The following is a 19,136-nucleotide window of genomic DNA, read 5'->3' on the forward strand; positions in this document are numbered from 1 at the left end:
TTGTTAAAAGGAGATGGTATGTTTGAAAGAAGAGATACAGTTCTATTTTAAACATTTTTTTGATTTTGATACTAGTGTAACTAAAGCTAGATATAAGAAACAAAATACGATCTGTTTTATTATTATTCTAATACTCGCAATTCCGGCATATTTTTTATTTATTAAACTTTATGATGAGCTCTCTTTCAATGAATTAATAAAAATGGAAGATAAGGCATATGAGCAGTATAAAATGAATCAAGGCATATTTTATGTTGTCTTTGCAGGCTTATTTTTTCTGTTGATTCATATCATTCAACTATCAAATGAAATACATCGTTATAATGCACGAGACAAAAATTGGATAAAGCCAATTTTGTATTTACTGATACTATATCTAATTTATATTGTAGTAAACCTCATATTATTTCTGAACAGACAACCTGAATTAATGAGATCAACTTTTGGTATTTTAATATTGTCTCAGTTTTTATGGATTGGAAATGATGAATTTCTGGAAGGTGAAACATAATGATCACACAATTAAAAAGAGAACTAGAACATATATAACTTCCAGCTGCTGTTAAACGTGTCTTCAAGTGTAGAATGGGGTACGTCATTATTTACTTTAGCTCCATTTCTAATGTTTATAAGTATTATTTCACTTCTCATATATTTTTCTCGACGTTATAAAAAGATTAATGAACTAGAACACCGCATACGAGATTTGGAAAAGCGTGATAAACGCAATGATTTATAGGTTGAATATAATTTTTTTATTGATTATAATAAGTATTAATGAAATAAAGAACCGATAAAAAGACGTAATATGTGGAAGTGTTCAGAGAACTATCGTTTGGTGAGAGATAGTCATCGATACATATTTTTTCATCTTTTTGGTTGCTTAATAAGAAGTTAAGCCGGTAGATACCGTTATCATCAACAAGTGTGCACATTTGTGCAAATTTGGGTGGTACCGCGGAATTCTTTTCGTCCCTTATTCAGGGATGGGAAGGATTTTTTTGTTTCTAAAAATTTAAGGAGGCATCATGATGGAGTTAAAGGATAAATTACAAGCATTGAAAGAAGAAGCTGTTCAAAAAGTACAGTCGATTTCTGAGAAAAAAGAATTACAGGATATTAAAGTATCTTACTTGGGTAAAAAAGGTGTCATCACTGGTTTAATGAAAGAAATGAAGTCATTGCCGAATGAAGAGAAGCCAAAGTTTGGTCAACTAGTAAACGATGCACGTCAAACGGTTGAAAAAGCGATTGCTGAAGTTGAAGAAAAGATACAACGTGATTTAATTAATCGTAAATTAGCAAGTGAAACAGTTGATATCACGTTGCCTCGAAAAGAATTAACAAGTGGTGCGAGTCATCCATTAAATCGAATTATTGAAGATATTGAGGATTTATTTGTCGGTTTAGGATATGAAGTTGTTGAAGGATATGAAGTAGAAAGTGATTATTATAACTTTGAAGCTTTAAATTTACCGAAATCTCACCCGGCGCGTGATATGCAGGATAGTTTCTATATTTCTGAAGAAGTATTAATGCGTACACACACGTCTCCTGTTCAAGCTCGAACGTTAGAATCACGTAAGGGTGAAGGACCAGTAAAGATTATTTGCCCAGGTAAAGTATACCGTCGTGATTCAGATGATGCTACACATTCACATCAGTTTACACAAATCGAAGGTTTAGTTGTTGATGAGAATATTAAAATGAGTGATTTAAAAGGAACGTTAGAATACTTCGCCAAGAAGATGTTCGGTGAAGATCGTGAAATCCGTTTACGTCCAAGCTTTTTCCCGTTTACTGAGCCTTCAGTAGAAGTGGATATTTCTTGTTTCAAATGTAAAGGTAAAGGTTGTAACGTATGTAAAGGAACAGGATGGATTGAGATTTTAGGTGCGGGTATGGTGCATCCGAACGTATTAGAGATGGCAGGATTTGATTCTAAGAAATACTCTGGTTTCGCATTTGGAATGGGTCCTGACCGTATCGCGATGTTGAAATATGGTATTGAAGATATTCGTCATTTCTATACAAATGATTTACGATTTGTAACACAGTTCTTACGTGCTGAAGATGGAGGTAATGTTGATGTTAGTAAGTAAAGAATGGTTAAGTGACTACGTTAAAATTGATTTACCGGTAGAAGAGCTTGCTGAGAAAATTACGCGAAGCGGTATTGAAATTGAAGAAATTATTGATTACAAAAAGGATATTAAAAATTTAGTTGTCGGTTATGTCGAGTCAAAAGAGAAACATCCTGATGCTGACAAATTAAATGTATGCCAGGTTAATGTTGGTGAGGAAACATTACAAATCGTATGTGGTGCACCAAACGTTGATGTAGGACAGCATGTCATCGTTTGTTTACCGGGTGGGCGTTTACCAGGTGGCATTAAAATTAAAAAAGCAAAATTACGTGGCATTGAATCAAACGGTATGATTTGTTCATTAGGTGAACTAGGTATACCTTCAAACTTAGTGCCGGATGCATATTCTGAAGGTATCTATGTATTTACAGGTGATGTTAAACCTGGACAGGATGCTTTGGAAGCATTGGATTTAAACGATGAGGTGATGGAACTAGGTCTTACACCAAATCGTAGTGACTGTATGTCTATGATTGGTACAGCATTTGAAACAAGTGCATTATATGAAGAAGACTTATCATTCCCGATTTCTGAAATTAATGAAGTTACGGAAGCAGCAAGTGATTACATTTCTATTCATATTGATAACGTGCAGGCGAGTCCTTATTATGCAGCACGTATTGTCAAAAATGTAAAAATAGGACCATCTCCAGAATACATTCAAAGTCGTTTAATTAAAGCAGGTATTCGTCCGATTAATAATGTCGTGGATGTATCAAACTATGTGATGCTTGAATTTGGTCAACCTTTACATATGTTTGATTACGACCAGATCGGCTCTAAAGAAATTTTAGTGCGTTATGCTAATGATGATGAAGTGATGACGACGTTAGATGATCAGGAACGTAAATTATTATCATCAGATATTGTAATTACGAACGGTGAAAAACCAGTAGCATTAGCCGGTGTGATGGGTGGAGATTTCTCAGAAGTTACTGATAATACAGTGAACGTGTTAATCGAATCAGCGATGTTTGCACCACTTAATATTCGTAAAACAGCTGGTCGCTTAAACTTACGCTCTGAATCTTCAAGCCGCTTTGAAAAAGGTGTAGCAGCTGAATTTGTTGAAGATGCGTTAAACCGTGCAGCTTATCTCTTACAGGAAAATGCGCAAGGTGAAGTATTAAGCGGTATCGTATCAGCTGGCACATTACCTGCATTAACAAGAAATGTAGAAATTACAACGGAAGATATTAACCGTTTAATCGGATTCGAAATTTCAACCACTGAAATTAAAAATATTTTTGAGCGTCTCGGCTTTGAATCTAAAGTGGATGGCGATGCATTTAGCGTTGTTGTACCAAGTCGTCGTGGCGATATCACAATTAAAGAAGATTTAGTTGAAGAGGTTGCTCGTATTTATGGTTATGATGCTTTGCCAGCAACATTACCTGTGACAAAGACGAATAAACAAGTTGGACTTACAGATTATCAGGCGAAACGTCGTGCTGTGAAATCATTATTACAAGGTTTAGGGTTAAACCAAGCAATTACGTATGCATTAGTTTCAAAAGAAAAAGCACAACAGTTTGCATTGAAACAAGCAGATACTGTTAAGTTACTTATGCCGATGAGTGCTGATCATGCTGAATTACGTCAGTCATTAATTCCACATTTAGTTGATGTTGTCGTTTATAATAATGCTCGTCAATTGAAGAATGTGGCATTTTATGAAGTAGGAAACACGTTCTTTAAAGTTGAAGGTGAAGAATTACCATCTGAAGAGGAGCATATTGCGGGTATTATCACTGGAGAAGTAACGCCAAGTTATCATCAAGGTAAAAAAGAAACCGTTGATTTCTTCCATGTAAAAGGAATTGTTGAAGCAATCAGTGAACGTTTAGGTATTAAGTTTGAATATCGTCGTTCTGATGAGACTTTATTACACCCTGGACGTAGTGCTGATATATTTGTCGATGATAAAAAGGTTGGTATCATTGGACAATTGCATCCTTCATTTGAATCAGATAACGACTTAAAAGAAACGTATATTTTTGAACTTGATTTAAAAGCTTTATTAAATGATGTTCAAGGTCAGATTATCTATAACATGATTCCGAAGTTCCCTGGAACAAATAGAGATATTGCATTAGAAGTTGAGCGTTCATTAGATACTGGTGAATTAATTAAAGTGATTGAAGCAGCTGATAGTAAGTTACTGCAATCAGCAAAAGTATTTGATGTTTATGAAGGTGAACATATTGCTTCGGACAAGAAATCTGTGGCAATACGTTTAGAGTTCTTAAATCCTGAACAAACATTAACAGATGAAGATATCAAACCGATTTATGACAAAGTATTAGAAAACTTAACGGCAACAGGTGCTAAGTTAAGAGGATAATATTTGTTAAGAGGTCATCATTTACGATGGCCTCTTTTTGTTGTGTTTTTTGAGAAGGATATTGTATATTTATTTTGTGTTAACATATGTTAAATGAGGTGAAAACTTTGTTTTTGAAGACACGGATTTTAAATCAATATGAGCGTTATATTTTAGAAGTTGCTGGACGTTATGAAATGGATGATTTTGATAAAGAAAATTTATTTACTTCTGAGAAAGGGTTGCTTGGTGAAGAACAATTTTATGAGCGGATCAAAGATTGTAGTGGAGGAGCTAAGTTGTGGGATATGCGACTTAGATTAAACGGTCAATCACAGTATGATTTTATTATTATATCAAATGGGAAGATTATGCATTTTGATACGAAATATTATGAAGGACAATATAATTATGTTGATGGTAATTTTATAAGTGAAAATGGCTATGTCATTCATAATCCTATAGCATTGCAAACAAAACAACATATGAGATTATTGCGATTTGTAGATAAAATGGGATTTGGTTATCGAGTATTGAGTTTTATAATTTTTGTTGGTGAACAATTTAATGTAAGTGGGTTTAATGGAAACGGTAGTATAAACACAATACGATTGCTACCTTAAGTAGAAATAGAAAAATCAAACAGCAAGCGGTAGTATTACTAAAATACAACCGCTTCCTCCAATGATAATCTCATTTCCTGCGTCTATCGATTAGATTCACTTTGATATACCACAATAAATACACAAATACTAATAACCCTAACGTCATGTATAAGTAATCCATCATCATATTTTCACTCCTATTTTTTCTTATTGACTAAACTTAATGCTTTCTCGCGATTTTTAAAGTCTTTTTTTGTAATACTGTCTAAATAAGCAATCCCTTTTCTTTCAATTATCTTTGCTGCTTCTAAATCAACTTTAGCTCCGGCACCTTTTGTAATGTGTATTCCAGTCTCACGGATAATCTGATCGTAATACTTAACAAAAGCGTATCTCGCAATAATGGAACTTGCTGCAATCGCGATTGATTTTGATTCTCCTTTTGTTTCGAAGCGGGTTTTCTCGCGTTCCGGAATTGCAGTCAACGCATAATTCTCATACACGCCCTGCACAGCAAACTGGTCAATCACTATATAATCGAGTGGTGCGCCATCAATTTTCTTCAATACATTCGTAATCGCCTGGTTATGTAACACTGCTTTCATCTTAACTTGTGACCATCCAATCGCTTTTCGTTCATTATATTTAGGATTATCTAATACTAACAATGAATGAGGGATAATCGGGATGATTTGTTCTGCAAGTGCAATGATCTTATCATCCTTTAAATTTTTAGAATCCATAACGCCAAGCACTTTTAATATTTCTGCATTCTTCTTAGAAACATAGCTGGCCACTACAGTCATTGGGCCGAAGAAATCTCCTGATCCTGCTTCGTCACTGCCGATGCAGTTAAATGCATCATAACTTATTGTTTTTCCGGTAACATTCTTCTTTGTTTCACTACTGCCAGCCAATTTAATGCCTGCATTTCCAAGTAACTTTATTGCAAGCGTTTCACTAGCACTACCTTGTACCATAAATTTATTCGAATTGTAAATTGTTACTGTATGACCTTCAATTTTCTTACGATATTTCGAACCCGCTGGTAAATTGCTATCGCTCTCTGGTAGTAAACTGATTATTTTACTTGCTGATTTTTCATCTAATTGGTAAACATTCGAGCTCATAAATATGTCACTCCGTATTTTTTTCTTAACTTATATGTTTTTATTGTATAACTTCCTCTAAAAATGGTAACATAAACAGTAATAAAAGACGATGTTGGAGTGATTTTATGGGAGAATTTAAAAATCGTATCACTGTAACAATATATGACCAACATTATACGATTATTGGTGAAGATGAGCCGAGTCATATCCGACACGTGGCTAGTCTCGTAGATGACCGAATCAATGAAATTGCCCGAGTGAGTGCTGGACTTGACACTTCACGTAAAGCAGTGCTGGCGGCGGTAAATATAATGGATGATTATGTGAAGTTACAAGAAGAGTACGAAATCTTAAGACAAAAGTTAATCAATATAGAAAGAATAGGCGAACAAAATGATTAATTTATTATTATTATTTTTCTTGATCCTTGGTACTGTGATTGGATTGAGAAGAGGTTTTATATTACAATCATTGCATTTACTGGGGACGATTGGTTCACTGATTATTGCCCGTATGTATTATGCAGAACTTGCAAAGCATCTTGTACTCATCATTCCTTTTCCATCAGCAGAAGGTAATTATAAATCCGAATTTTTAAATATGGTTACGAATGAAATGACATTTTATAATGTCGTGAGTTTTATAATCATTTTCTTTATGAGTAAAGTGATTTTACAAATTGTTGCAACAGTCTTTGATTATATTTCGCAGTTACCACTGCTTAAACAATTAAATGCATCACTAGGTGCGGTGTTAGGTTTTATCGAATGTTATCTGCTGTTATTCATCGTACTATTTTTATTTTCGATGATGCCAAATGGCTGGATTCAGGAACATTTACAAGGTAGTTTTATTTCTAACTTTATCGTTAACTATACACCTTTTTTAAGTGGCATTGCTAAATCATGGTGGGAAAATATCGGTTTGATTCAAATATTCAAATAAAGTCATAGGCAAAAGTGTCTATGACTTTTATTATGGAGGATGAACATGTTAAATAAAAAAGATTATATAAAGCAGCTTGAAACAATTGCTACGTATCTCGAATTATCAGGTGAAAATCCATTTAAAATCTCTGCTTATCGTAAAGCTGCGGCAAATATTGAAACTTTTCAGGGAGATATTAACACGCTTCAAAATTTCACAGAAATTAAAGGTGTTGGTAAAGGTGTAGCTGAAGTACTGGATGACATCAAGCAGAACGGTGAATCTTCGCTATTATTAACTTTGAAAGAATCAACCCCGCAAGGATTGATTCAGATGCTGAAAATTCGTAATCTAGGTGCTAAAAAAATTGTGAAGATTAATAATGCACTGGGTATCGATGATATCGAACAATTGAAGCAGGCATGCATCGATAATAAGATAAGTGAACTGCCGGGATTCGGTAAAAAAAGTGAAGAAAATATATTAAAAGGTATCGAAGAGATGCTTACGATGACTGCAAAGTTAAGCATTTATCAAATGCATCAATTTACACAGATGATAGATGTGTATCTCGCTGAATCAAAAGACATATTACAATTTGATGCAACAGGAAGTTTCAGAAGGAAAAATGAATTCTCGAGTGATATTGATTACATCATTAATACAACTGATAGAAAATCAGTTTCAAGATATATAAGTGGAGCACCATTTATTAAAGAGGTTGAGCTTCAAGGTAATGAAAAAATTACGGTGCAGATTGAGCGTGATGATTTAGTGACGACAGCGGATTTCAGATTTACAGATACAATAGGCTATGCACATATGCTTCAGCATTTCACTGGCAGTAAGGATCATAATATTCGTATCAGACAGTTAGCTAAAGCAAAGCATGAAAAGATTAATGAATACGGTATTACAAAAGAAGATGGGTCACTTATTCAATATGCAACAGAAAATGAAATCTACCGTCACTTTAATGTCAACTATATTCCGCCCGAAATGCGCACAGATGGTTCAGAATTTGATATTCAAAATCTTGATGAAATTATCACTTTAAATGACATTAAGGGTGATATTCATATGCATACGACTTACAGCGATGGTGCGCATTCTATCGAACAGATGATTGAACGTGCAATTGAAAAGGGATATGAATACATCGCAATTACTGATCACTCAAAAAGTTTATTTGTAGCAAATGGTTTATCTGAAGAGCGTTTACTTGAGCAAAATGCATTGATTAAGTCTTTGAACAAACAATATAATGAGATAGACATATATTCAGGTATTGAAATGGATATATTAGGTGACGGCTCGATGGATTATAATGATGATATATTAAAAGAACTCGACTATGTTATCGGTGCGATACATCAATCGCTCACACAATCTGAAGAGGATATTATGAAACGACTTAAAAATGCCTGCGAAAATCCATATGTCAGACATATTGCACACCCAACTGGAAGATTAATCGGTAAAAGACACGGGTATGCTGTGAATATTGAACAATTGATCCAAATGGCGAAAGAAACAAATACAGTACTTGAAATAAACGCACATCCAATGCGCTTAGATTTATCAGCGGACATATTAAGACAATATCCGGATTTACAATTAACCATTAATACGGATGCACATGCGATTAATCAACTTGATTTAATGCCTTATGGCGTAGGTACGGCAATTAAAGGTCGTGTGAAGAAAAATCAGGTTATCAATACGATGGACCGTGCAACGTTTAAAGAATGGGTAACAAAAGGGAAGTAACATTTATGAATAAAAAAGCATTAAATATTTTAGAATACGATAAAATAATAGAACGTGTTGTTGAGTTTTCTCAAAATGAACTGTCTTCACATATTTTACAATCTACACATCCAACGTCAAACATTGATGAAGTACGTGAAATGATGACGCACCTGGAAGAGGCCCGTGTCATAGAGATGGGACAAAGTGAACCAGGTATGAGCATGCTTTCTGATATTGAAGGACTTGTGCGACGTGCTGTCATCGGTTCGGTCTTATCTGTAATCGAACTCAATAAAATTAAAAATAACATTAAAGTCATTAATCGATACAAAACTTATATCTTTAATCAATTTGAAGAGCGCGAATTAGAGATTCCTCTCATTTACAATCAATTAAAACAATTACCAATGATAACAGAACTAGCCGAATCTATTCAGGCGAAGTGTGATGAAACGAGTCTATATGACAATGCATCCCCTGAACTTGCTCAAATTCGCCAGGAAATGAATCGTATCAATCGTAAAATCAAAGAAAAATTAGAACAAATTGTGCGTAGTTCAAACAATCAAAAGAAATTATCTGATGCAATTGTCACTGTTCGTAATGGTCGACAAGTTATCCCTGTAAGAAGCGAATACAAACAGGATTTTCCTGGAATCGTCCATGATACATCATCAAGTGGTCAGACATTCTATATTGAACCGAATAGTATCGTTCAGCTGTCAACAGAATTAAACAGTGTAACACATAGGGAAAACGAAGAAGTAGAACGTATTCTTTATGAACTGACAAACGAAGTAGCAGAGTATGATAATGCATTAACATATTCGACCAAGGTATTAGCTGATTTTGATGTCAATCTTGCCAAAGCGAAATACGGAAACCGCAATAAGATGGTTATGCCTAATATCGCTGAAGAACGCACAATCGATTTGCCACAAGCATGGCATCCGATGTTACCGAAAGAGACAGTTGTTAAAAATAATATTGTATTCTATCCTGATATTCACACAGTGATCATAACCGGTCCGAATACAGGTGGTAAAACAGTAACGTTAAAGACTGTCGGACTTATTATTCTAATGGCACAAAGTGGTATGATGATTCCTGCATTTGAAGGAGCAACGATAAGTATCTTTGATGAAGTATTCTGTGATATAGGTGATGAACAGTCTATCGAACAGTCACTTTCAACATTCTCAAGCCATATGACCAATATTGTATCGATATTAGAAAAAATGACTGAGCAAAGCTTTGTTATGTTTGACGAACTGGGTGCAGGTACGGATCCTGCTGAAGGTGCAGCACTTGCGATGAGTATACTTGATCGTTGTTTAAGTCGCGGTGTTATGACGATGGCAACGACACATTATCCTGAACTTAAAGCATACAGTTACAACCGTGACCATGTTATGAATGCGAGTGTAGAGTTTGATGTAGAGACATTAAGTCCGACGTATCGTTTGTTGATGGGTATTCCAGGTAAGAGTAATGCTTTCGATATCGCTAAAAAACTTGGACTTGATCTTTCAATTATCAAAGAAGCACGTCAAATGATCAATATGGATAATAAAGAAATCGATAATATGATTGCCTCATTAGAGAAGAATGCAAAGCAAATTGAAGATGATAGAGCGCTGACTGAAACATTAAAGATTGAAGCTCAGAACCTACACAAAGATTTAAATAAGGCATTCTCAAGTTACGAAAAACAAAAAGAAAACTTAATTGAAAATGCAAAGCAGCAGGCGAATGATATCGTTAAAAAAGCCGAAAAAGAAGCGGATGATTTATTAAAGCAACTGCGTAATCTAAAATCAAATGCCGATATTAAAGAGAACGAGTTGATAGAACAACGTTCAAAATTATCAGGTATGTATCACGAAGCAAAGATTAAACAAAATAAAAAGTCGACTAAAGATGAAGTCATTACAAAAGGTGATCATGTAAAAGTTTTAAGCTATGGTCAAAAGGGTGTTATCTTAGATGTTGATGGTGAAGAAGCTGTAGTTCAGATGGGGATCATCAAGATGAAACTGCCATTAAATGAACTTGAAAAAGAAGCGCCACCAAAACAAGAGAATCACCGCGTTGTACCACGTGCTAATCGTCAAACGATAAAAATGGAACTTGATCTTCGTGGTGAACGTTATGAAGATGCATTGTATAAAGTTGAACAGTATTTAGATCAGGCGATTCTATCAAATTATGAACAAGTGACGATTATTCACGGTAAAGGTACAGGCGCATTGCAAAAAGGTGTTCAGCAATATTTAAAGAAATCTAAAGCAGTGAAATCATTTAGAGGTGGCATGCCTTCTGAAGGTGGCTTTGGTGTAACTGTAGTAGAGTTAAAATAATACAATGTGAGGCGATTGATTTGGATAACTTTGATATGTATAAACTTGCAAAAGTATTGATCGTTGTATCAATTTTAATGTTAATTGCGGGTGTCATATATTTATTTATTGCATTATAGGGTATAACTATAATAGAGTGAGCAAAAGTAGTGACCAACGAATTTTAATTTGCTATACTCCATTTATATTAATCAGAAATATTAGGAGGAAATTATATTATGGCTATTATTAAAGGAACTGATACAAACTTTGAAGAAAACATTAAAGAAGGTGTAACATTAGTAGACTTCTGGGCACCTTGGTGTGGACCTTGTAAAATGATCGCACCCGTTTTAGAAGATTTAGCGAAAGACGTTGAAGGTAAAGCAAACATCGTTAAAGTTGATGTTGATGAGAACCAGGAAACTGCTGCTAAATTTGAAGTTATGAGTATCCCAACGCTTATCGTATTCAAAGACGGTCAAGCTGTTGATAAAGTTGTTGGTTTCCAACCAAAAGAACAATTACAAGCTGTTTTAGAAAAACATTACTAAGATTAAGCTAAAAAATAATATTTTTAAGAGTGAAATCTTTTGATTTTGCTCTTTTTATTTTGGTGTGTTTTACTAGTGTTAAGTAAAGAAATGTGGTGAATGTTATGGAGGATTATGAATTAAATATTAAACGTAAACTAGCAGTGCTGCCGAATGAACCAGGTTGTTATCAGATGAAAGATAAGAATGGCCAAGTCATCTATGTCGGTAAAGCAAAAAATTTACGTAACCGTGTACGCTCTTATTTTTCCGGTGCACATGATGAAAAGACAACACGTCTCGTGTCAGAAATACGAGATTTTGAATTTATCGTAACGAATACAGAGATTGAATCGCTATTGTTAGAATTGACACTTATAAAGAAGTATTATCCGAGGTTTAATATTTTGTTAAAGGATGATAAAAGTTATCCTTTTATTAAAATTACGAACGAGAAACATCCAAGATTGTTAGTTACACGTACAGTAAAAAAAAATAGTGGTAAATATTTTGGACCTTATCCCAATGCTTATGCCGCACATGAAACTAAAAAATTATTAGACCGTATTATTCCACTACGTAAATGTAATCATCTACCGGATAAATTATGTTTATATTATCATATCGGACAATGTTTAGGACCATGTGTATATAATGTTGAAGAACAGCAGTATCGACATTACATTCAGGTTGTGACGGATTTTTTAAATGGTCAAGATACAGCAATTATTGATGACTTACGTGCAAAGATGAATGAACGTGCTGAAAATCTTCAGTTTGAAGAAGCAAAAGAATATCGAGACTTAATCTCTCATGTTGAGTCACTCATGTTTAAACAAAAGATGATGACGAGTGATATGACAACTAGAGACGTTTTCGGATATGCAGTTGACAAAGGTTGGATGTGCATACAGGTATTCTTTATTCGCCAGGGTAATCTCATAGAAAGAAAAGTGACGATGATTCCGTTGATTGATGATTCAAAGTCACATTTTTACAATTTTATCGGACAGTTTTATGGTTTAGCCGAAAATTTATTGCCGGCTGAAGTGCATGTACCTACTGGACTGGATGTAAATATGATTAAGTCAGTTGTAGATACAAAAGTCATTCAACCTCAGCGAGGTAAGAAAAAAGAGATGGTGGATCTTGCAGTTAAAAATGCGAAGATTGCTTTGTCAAATAAGTTTGAGATCATTGAACGTGACGAAGAAAGAACTGTAAAAGCGATTGAAGAACTTGGTAATGCAATGGGTATTGAAACACCGGTCCGTATTGAAGCCTTTGATAACTCAAATACTCAAGGTGTCGATCCAGTGGCTGCAATGGTGTGTTTTGTTGATGGTAAACCAAGTAAACGGGATTATAGAAAATATAAAATCAAGACTGTAACAGGACCAGATGATTATGAAAGTATGCGAGAAGTCGTTCGTCGCCGTTATTCACGCGTGCTAAGAGAAAATTTACCCTTACCAGACTTAATCGTTGTCGATGGTGGTAAAGGGCATATGAGCAGTGTTATCGATGTGCTTGTTAACGAATTAAATCTAGATATTCCAGTTGCAGGTTTGAAGAAGAATGATAAACATATGACTGCTGAATTACTATACGGTGAAGACTTTGATGTCATTCCATTAAATAAAAAGAGTCAAAGCTTCTACTTACTACAACGTATTCAGGATGAAGTCCATCGCTTTGCGATTACCTTCCATAGAAACACACGTAGAAAAACAGGTTTATCTTCACAACTAGATGCGATTGAAGGTATAGGTCCAAAGAGAAAACTAATGCTAATGAAACATTTCGGTTCAGTGCGTCGTATAAAAGAAGCATCCATTGAAGAAATAAATCAAATCGGGGTTCCTATTAAACTGGCGACAGAAATACACAATACTTTAAATTCAGAGCAGGAAAAAGCTGAACATCACAGTGAATAATAAAGAATATTATTAAATTAAAATGTTTGTGAAATTACTTAATTGAGAATCATTTTCATACCCCACAGAACGTTAAAGAGTGGTACAATGATGATGAAAATTAAATTTCACAAACTTTTTTTTATGCAAAATTGTAATCGGTTTCTTGATTTACCGTTTGAACAAGCGTATTATTGAATTTGTGAATTTACTTAAAAAGATGTGTAGGGGGGACTTCACTTGGCAAGCTCAGAAAAATCATTTGCATTACGTAGGTTACATTCTTTACTTGGTGTGATTCCATTAGGTGTATTCTTAATTCAGCACTTAGTGATCAACCACTTTGCAGTAAACAGTCCGGAAGCTTTTAATAATGCTTCAGACTTTATGTGGAATTTACCATTTAAGATTGTATTAGAAACACTTGTTATTTATTTACCAATTTTATTCCATGCAATCTATGGTGTGTATATCGCATTTACTTCTAAAAATAATGTGACACATTATTCGACGTTTAGAAACTGGATGTTCTTGTTACAACGTATTACAGGTATTATCGCTTTTATCTTTATCGCGATTCACGTTTGGCAAACACGTGTTCAGGCAGCATTAGGACATCACATTAATTACGATATGATGGCTGATTTATTCAATAGTCCAATTAATGTTATTGGATACGTTATCGGTATTGTAAGTGTTATCTTCCACTTCTCAAATGGATTATGGTCATTTGCAGTAAGTTGGGGCATCACACAGTCAGATCGTTCACAAAAAATTATGGCTTATGTGTCATTAGGTGCATTTTTAGTCATTACTTTCATCGGATTACGCGCGTTATTTGCATTTATGTAGGATAAGAAATTTAGGGGAGTGACATTATAATGGCAAAAAGTAATATCATTGTTGTCGGCGGTGGATTAGCCGGATTAATGGCAACAATTAAAGCAGCAGAGGCAGGTACAAGTGTAGATCTTTTCTCATTAGTACCCGTTAAACGTTCTCACTCAGTGTGTGCACAAGGCGGTATTAATGGTGCAGTAAATACGAAAGGTGAAGGTGACTCACCTTTAATTCACTTTGATGATACAGTATATGGTGGAGATTTCTTAGCAAACCAACCACCTGTTAAAGCGATGACAGCAGCAGCGCCTGGTATCATCCATTTATTAGACCGTATGGGTGTTATGTTCAACAGAACACCAGAAGGATTACTTGATTTCCGTCGTTTCGGTGGAACGTTATATCACCGTACAGCATTTGCTGGTGCGACAACAGGACAACAATTATTATATGCATTAGACGAGCAGGTACGTAAATTTGAAGTTGAAGGTTTAGTTACGAAGTATGAAGGATGGGAATTCTTGGGTGCAGTTATTGATGACGAAGGCGCTGCACGTGGTATCGTTGCTCAAAACTTAACAACTTCTGAAATTAAATCATTTGGTTCAGATGCAGTTATTATGGCGACTGGTGGTCCTGGTATTATCTTTGGTAAGTCTACAAACTCTATGATTAATACAGGATCTGCAGCTTCTGTTGTCTATCAACAAGGTGCAATCTATGCCAATGGTGAATTCATTCAAATTCACCCGACAGCAATTCCTGGTGATGATAAATTACGTTTAATGAGTGAATCAGCACGTGGTGAAGGTGGTCGTGTTTGGACTTATAAAGACGGTAAACCTTGGTACTTCTTAGAAGAGAAATATCCTGACTATGGTAACTTAGTACCTCGTGATATCGCAACGCGTGAAATCTTTGACGTATGTGTGAACCAAAAATTAGGTATCAATGGTGAGAACATGGTATACCTTGATTTAAGTCATAAAGATGCACATGAATTAGACGTTAAATTAGGTGGAATCATCGAAATTTACGAAAAATTCACGGGTGATGACCCTCGTAAAGTGCCGATGAAGATTTTCCCTGCAGTGCATTATTCAATGGGTGGAATCTGGGTAGATTACGATCAGATGACGAACATTCCAGGATTATTTGCAGCAGGTGAATGTGATTACTCTCAACACGGTGGTAACCGTCTAGGTGCGAACTCTTTATTATCTGCAATATACGGCGGTATGGTAGCAGGTCCAAATGCTATTAAATATATTAAAGCGCTAGATAAATCATATACCGATTTACCGGATGATATTTATACACGTAAAGTTGAAGAAGAGCAACAACGTTTCGATGCTTTATTAAATATGAAAGGTTCTGAGAATGCATATAAACTGCATAAAGAACTTGGTGAAATTATGACGGCAAACGTAACAGTTGTACGTCATAATGACCGATTATTAGAAACAGATAAGAAAATTGTAGAATTAATGGAACGTTACCATGATATTGATATGGAAGACACTGCGTTATGGAGTAACCAGGCAGTATTCTTTACACGTCAATTATGGAACATGTTAGTGTTAGCACGCGTTATGACAATTGGTGCGTATAATCGTAATGAATCACGTGGTGCACATTACAAACCTGAATTCCCTGAACGTAATGACGAAGAGTGGTTAAAAACAACGATGGCTAAGTTTAAAGGCGCTAAAGAAGCACCTGAATTCTACTATGAGCCAGTTGATGTTAGCTTAATCCCACCACGTGTACGTGACTACTCTAAGAAGGCAAAAGGAGGTAAATAATCATGGCAGAAAAAACGATTAAACTGATCATTACACGTCAAAAAGATCAAAATTCTAAGCCTTATGATGAAACATTTGTGATTCCTTACCGTCCAAATATGAACGTTATTGCTGCGTTGATGGAAATTCAACGTAATCCAGTAAATGAACGTGGTGAAAAAACGACACCTGTAACATGGGATATGAACTGTCTTGAAGAAGTTTGTGGTGCATGTTCAATGGTAGTCAATGGAAAAGCACGTCAATCTTGTTCAACAATTATTGATACATTAGAGCAACCAATTCGTTTAGCACCTATGGCAACATTCCCTGTTATTCGTGACTTACAAGTTGATCGTACGAAAATGTTCGATAACTTAAAACGTGTTAAAGCATGGGTTCCAATTGATGGAACATATGACTTAGGACCAGGACCACGTATGCCAGAGAAGAAACGTCAGACAGCATATGAATTATCTAAATGTATGACATGTGGTGTATGTTTAGAAGTATGTCCGAACGTGAATGCTAATTCGAAATTTATGGGTGCACAAGCTATTTCACAAGTACGTTTATTCAACCTACATCCAACAGGAAGCATGAACAAAGATGAAAGAATTCATGCTTTAATGGAAGAAGGCGGATTAGCAGAATGTGGTAACTCACAAAACTGTGTAAGAAGCTGTCCAAAAGGCATTCCTTTAACAACATCAATCGCTGCGATGAACCGTGAAGCAACATTCCAGATGTTCAAATCGTTCTTCGGTTCGGATCATCAGGTAAACTAAGAGGCTATCTACAAAGCGTTAAGTCTCAAGTAAACTGGAAACAAACACAAGAAATCGTTCTTTGATTTTGAAGTGTTTGTTGAAGTTTACCTAGAGACTGCTTTGAAGATGCCGTTTCAGAAAAGAGGCTATCGCCAAAGCGTTTAGCCCTTATAAAAGGTTTTGAGATTCTTAATTCTCAAAACCTTTTTTTATTTGTACATTATTTGATATGATAAGTTTAAAGGTGAATAGAGGTGTAGCGCAGTGGATCAATCAATCGTCACATTAGAATATGAGTTAAGAAGGCTAGCTGAAATTATAAAAAATGAAGGCCGTAGTGAATTAATAAAACACGAAATTACAGAAACGCAGTTTATTGCAATTCAGTGGATTAAAGAAGCAAGTCCCTTAAATATCGGAACACTTGCAAAACACATGAATTTAGCAATTTCATCCACTTCTGAACTTGTTGATGCACTTAGTAACAATGGATTTGCAGAGCGTGTGAAACAAACTGATGATAAACGTAAAGTAAGTATTCAACTTACTGAAAAAGGTGAATCGGTAATAGAAGCGGTTATCATTAAAAGACAAAAATTTTTGAAGAAGATTGTAGAAGAGAGTATGATTGATACAATACCAATATTTAAGGAACAAATACATAAGTTGTACAGTGCAACAGAAGAAGGTGGAAAGTAGTGTCAGCTCCAATTGGTGTAATTGATTCTGGCGTAGGTGGTTTGACAGTGGCTAAAGAAATTATGCGTCAGCTGCCAAATGAATCAATTTGTTATTTAGGTGATGTCAGTCGGTGTCCTTATGGACCAAGACCTCCTGAGCAAGTGAAAGATTTTACCATTCAACTTGCTGAATTTCTATTAACGAAACATATAAAGATGCTCGTAATTGCATGTAATACAGCGACTGCAGTGGCTTTAGAACCATTGCAGAAAATGCTTTCTATACCTGTAATCGGTGTAATAGAACCAGGCGCACGTACTGCAATCATGACGACAACAAACAATCATGTGCTTGTACTAGGTACTGAGGGGACAATTAAGTCAGAAGCGTATCGTGATAAGATAAAATCCATCAATCCTAAAATAGAAGTCAATGGTGTAAGTTGTCCGGACTTTGTGCCATTAGTTGAGCAGGTAAGATATAAAGATCCTACAATATCAAATATCGTCATTCATAAAACATTGCGCGATTGGCGTCATGATAAGAGTGATACAGTCATCTTAGGGTGTACACATTATCCGTTATTACAGGATTATATTGAAAAGTATTTTGAAGGTGAAAAGAAAGTAATTTCATCTGGATTAGAAACGGCGAGGGAAGTAAGTGCATTACTTACATTTAGTCAGGAACATGCGAAATATAATGAAACGCCATATCATGAATTTTATGTTAATGGACCAACTGAGAAATTCGCCCGTATCGCTAAAGAATGGTTAAACGATGAAAACTTAAAAATACAATCAATACATTTGGAGGATATATGAAAGATATCGTAATCGCAACAGGTAATCAAGGAAAAATCAATGATTTTAAACATATCTTTAAAGACTATAATGTTGTAGGTATAAAAAGTTTGATTCCAGACTTCGATGTAGAAGAAACGGGAACAACATTTGAAGAAAATGCTGCATTAAAGTCAGAATACGGAGCAAAAGTGTTAAATAAAATTGTTATTAGTGATGACTCAGGATTAGAAATTGATGCACTTGATAATGCACCTGGCGTGTATTCAGCGCGTTATTCAGGGGAAGATGCTACTGATGAGAAGAATCTTGAGCTTGTGCTTAAAAATATGCAGGATATAGATGAACGTCAGGCAAGATTTGTATGTGTGATTGCAGTCAGTATACCCGGCAAAGAGACACGCACCTTCCGAGGCGAAGTAGAAGGAGAATTACTACATGAACCTAAAGGTGAAAATGGATTTGGTTATGATCCGATATTTTATGTTGAAAGCAAAGGTAAGACGACAGCAGAAATGACTGGAGAAGAAAAAGCACAAATCTCACATAGAGGTAAAGCAATACAAAAAATGCTGGAATCTGGCATAATTGAGGAGGCGTAATG

General features: G+C 35.2%; 17 protein-coding genes and 1 other annotated feature. Of the genes, 16 read left to right on the top strand and 1 reads right to left on the bottom strand.

Features of this window, described 5'->3' with window-relative positions; genetic code table 11:
• Positions 1–22 precede the first annotated feature (22 nt).
• The 4 genes from BHX94_RS01985 (at position 23) to BHX94_RS02000 (ending at position 5,093) form a co-directional block, all read left to right on the top strand.
• Positions 23–511, top strand: coding sequence for a hypothetical protein (locus BHX94_RS01985; protein WP_111744702.1), 489 nt, complete (start codon positions 23–25; stop codon positions 509–511).
• A 273-nt stretch (positions 512–784) separates the two neighbouring features.
• Positions 785–980, top strand: a binding site (T-box leader).
• A 51-nt stretch (positions 981–1,031) separates the two neighbouring features.
• A complete protein-coding gene (gene pheS / locus BHX94_RS01990) occupies positions 1,032–2,102 on the top strand; it encodes a phenylalanine--tRNA ligase subunit alpha (protein ID WP_096076213.1) in 1,071 nt (356 codons plus the stop codon).
• Positions 2,089–4,491, top strand: a complete 2,403-nt coding sequence (gene pheT, locus BHX94_RS01995; RefSeq protein ID WP_111744703.1) for a phenylalanine--tRNA ligase subunit beta — start codon at positions 2,089–2,091, stop codon at positions 4,489–4,491. Before pheS ends, pheT begins: the two co-directional genes overlap by 14 nt.
• Before the next feature lie 86 nt (positions 4,492–4,577).
• Complete coding sequence (locus BHX94_RS02000; RefSeq protein WP_111744704.1) at positions 4,578–5,093, top strand: nuclease-related domain-containing protein; 516 nt, start codon at positions 4,578–4,580, stop codon at positions 5,091–5,093.
• 179 nt (positions 5,094–5,272) lie between these two features.
• On the opposite strand, the gene rnhC is transcribed toward BHX94_RS02000, so the two are convergent.
• Positions 5,273–6,205 carry a ribonuclease HIII gene (gene rnhC, locus BHX94_RS02005; RefSeq protein ID WP_111744705.1) on the bottom strand — a complete coding sequence of 311 codons (933 nt, stop codon included), beginning with the start codon at positions 6,203–6,205 and terminating at the stop codon, positions 5,273–5,275.
• A 107-nt stretch (positions 6,206–6,312) separates the two neighbouring features.
• Here rnhC and zapA point away from each other — a divergent pair, with 107 nt between their 5' ends.
• The 12 genes from zapA (at position 6,313) to BHX94_RS02065 (ending at position 19,134) form a co-directional block, all read left to right on the top strand.
• Complete coding sequence (gene zapA, locus BHX94_RS02010; RefSeq protein WP_111744706.1) at positions 6,313–6,588, top strand: cell division protein ZapA; 276 nt, start codon at positions 6,313–6,315, stop codon at positions 6,586–6,588.
• A complete protein-coding gene (locus tag BHX94_RS02015) occupies positions 6,581–7,132 on the top strand; it encodes a CvpA family protein (RefSeq protein WP_111744707.1) in 552 nt (183 codons plus the stop codon). Before zapA ends, BHX94_RS02015 begins: the two co-directional genes overlap by 8 nt.
• Positions 7,133–7,177: 45 nt before the next feature.
• Positions 7,178–8,884: a DNA polymerase/3'-5' exonuclease PolX gene (gene polX / locus BHX94_RS02020; RefSeq protein WP_242446636.1), complete on the top strand. Its 1,707-nt coding sequence runs from the start codon at positions 7,178–7,180 to the stop codon at positions 8,882–8,884.
• Between the two features lie 5 nt (positions 8,885–8,889).
• Positions 8,890–11,226 (top strand): endonuclease MutS2, encoded by a 2,337-nt coding sequence (locus tag BHX94_RS02025; RefSeq protein WP_170120730.1) that lies wholly within the window; start codon positions 8,890–8,892, stop codon positions 11,224–11,226.
• Between the two features lie 218 nt (positions 11,227–11,444).
• Positions 11,445–11,759: a thioredoxin gene (trxA, locus tag BHX94_RS02030; protein ID WP_096076221.1), complete on the top strand. Its 315-nt coding sequence runs from the start codon at positions 11,445–11,447 to the stop codon at positions 11,757–11,759.
• 104 nt (positions 11,760–11,863) lie between these two features.
• Positions 11,864–13,675 carry an excinuclease ABC subunit UvrC gene (gene uvrC / locus BHX94_RS02035; protein WP_111744710.1) on the top strand — a complete coding sequence of 604 codons (1,812 nt, stop codon included), beginning with the start codon at positions 11,864–11,866 and terminating at the stop codon, positions 13,673–13,675.
• A 219-nt stretch (positions 13,676–13,894) separates the two neighbouring features.
• On the top strand, positions 13,895–14,506 hold the full coding sequence (locus BHX94_RS02040; RefSeq protein ID WP_096076223.1) for a succinate dehydrogenase cytochrome b558 subunit: 612 nt from the start codon (positions 13,895–13,897) through the stop codon (positions 14,504–14,506).
• Positions 14,507–14,535: 29 nt separating this feature from the next.
• Positions 14,536–16,299, top strand: a complete 1,764-nt coding sequence (gene sdhA / locus BHX94_RS02045; protein ID WP_111744711.1) for a succinate dehydrogenase flavoprotein subunit — start codon at positions 14,536–14,538, stop codon at positions 16,297–16,299.
• A gap of 2 nt (positions 16,300–16,301) precedes the next feature.
• Positions 16,302–17,066 (top strand): succinate dehydrogenase iron-sulfur subunit, encoded by a 765-nt coding sequence (sdhB, locus tag BHX94_RS02050; protein ID WP_111744712.1) that lies wholly within the window; start codon positions 16,302–16,304, stop codon positions 17,064–17,066.
• A 246-nt stretch (positions 17,067–17,312) separates the two neighbouring features.
• Positions 17,313–17,747 carry a MarR family winged helix-turn-helix transcriptional regulator gene (locus tag BHX94_RS02055; protein WP_111744713.1) on the top strand — a complete coding sequence of 145 codons (435 nt, stop codon included), beginning with the start codon at positions 17,313–17,315 and terminating at the stop codon, positions 17,745–17,747.
• Positions 17,747–18,553, top strand: coding sequence for a glutamate racemase (gene racE, locus BHX94_RS02060; protein WP_111744714.1), 807 nt, complete (start codon positions 17,747–17,749; stop codon positions 18,551–18,553). Before BHX94_RS02055 ends, racE begins: the two co-directional genes overlap by 1 nt.
• Positions 18,550–19,134: an XTP/dITP diphosphatase gene (locus BHX94_RS02065; protein ID WP_096076229.1), complete on the top strand. Its 585-nt coding sequence runs from the start codon at positions 18,550–18,552 to the stop codon at positions 19,132–19,134. The genes racE and BHX94_RS02065 overlap by 4 nt, the downstream gene beginning before the upstream one ends.
• Positions 19,135–19,136: the final 2 nt, after the last annotated feature.

The organism is Macrococcoides bohemicum (assembly GCF_003259675.1).
GTDB lineage: Bacteria > Bacillota > Bacilli > Staphylococcales > Staphylococcaceae > Macrococcoides > Macrococcoides bohemicum.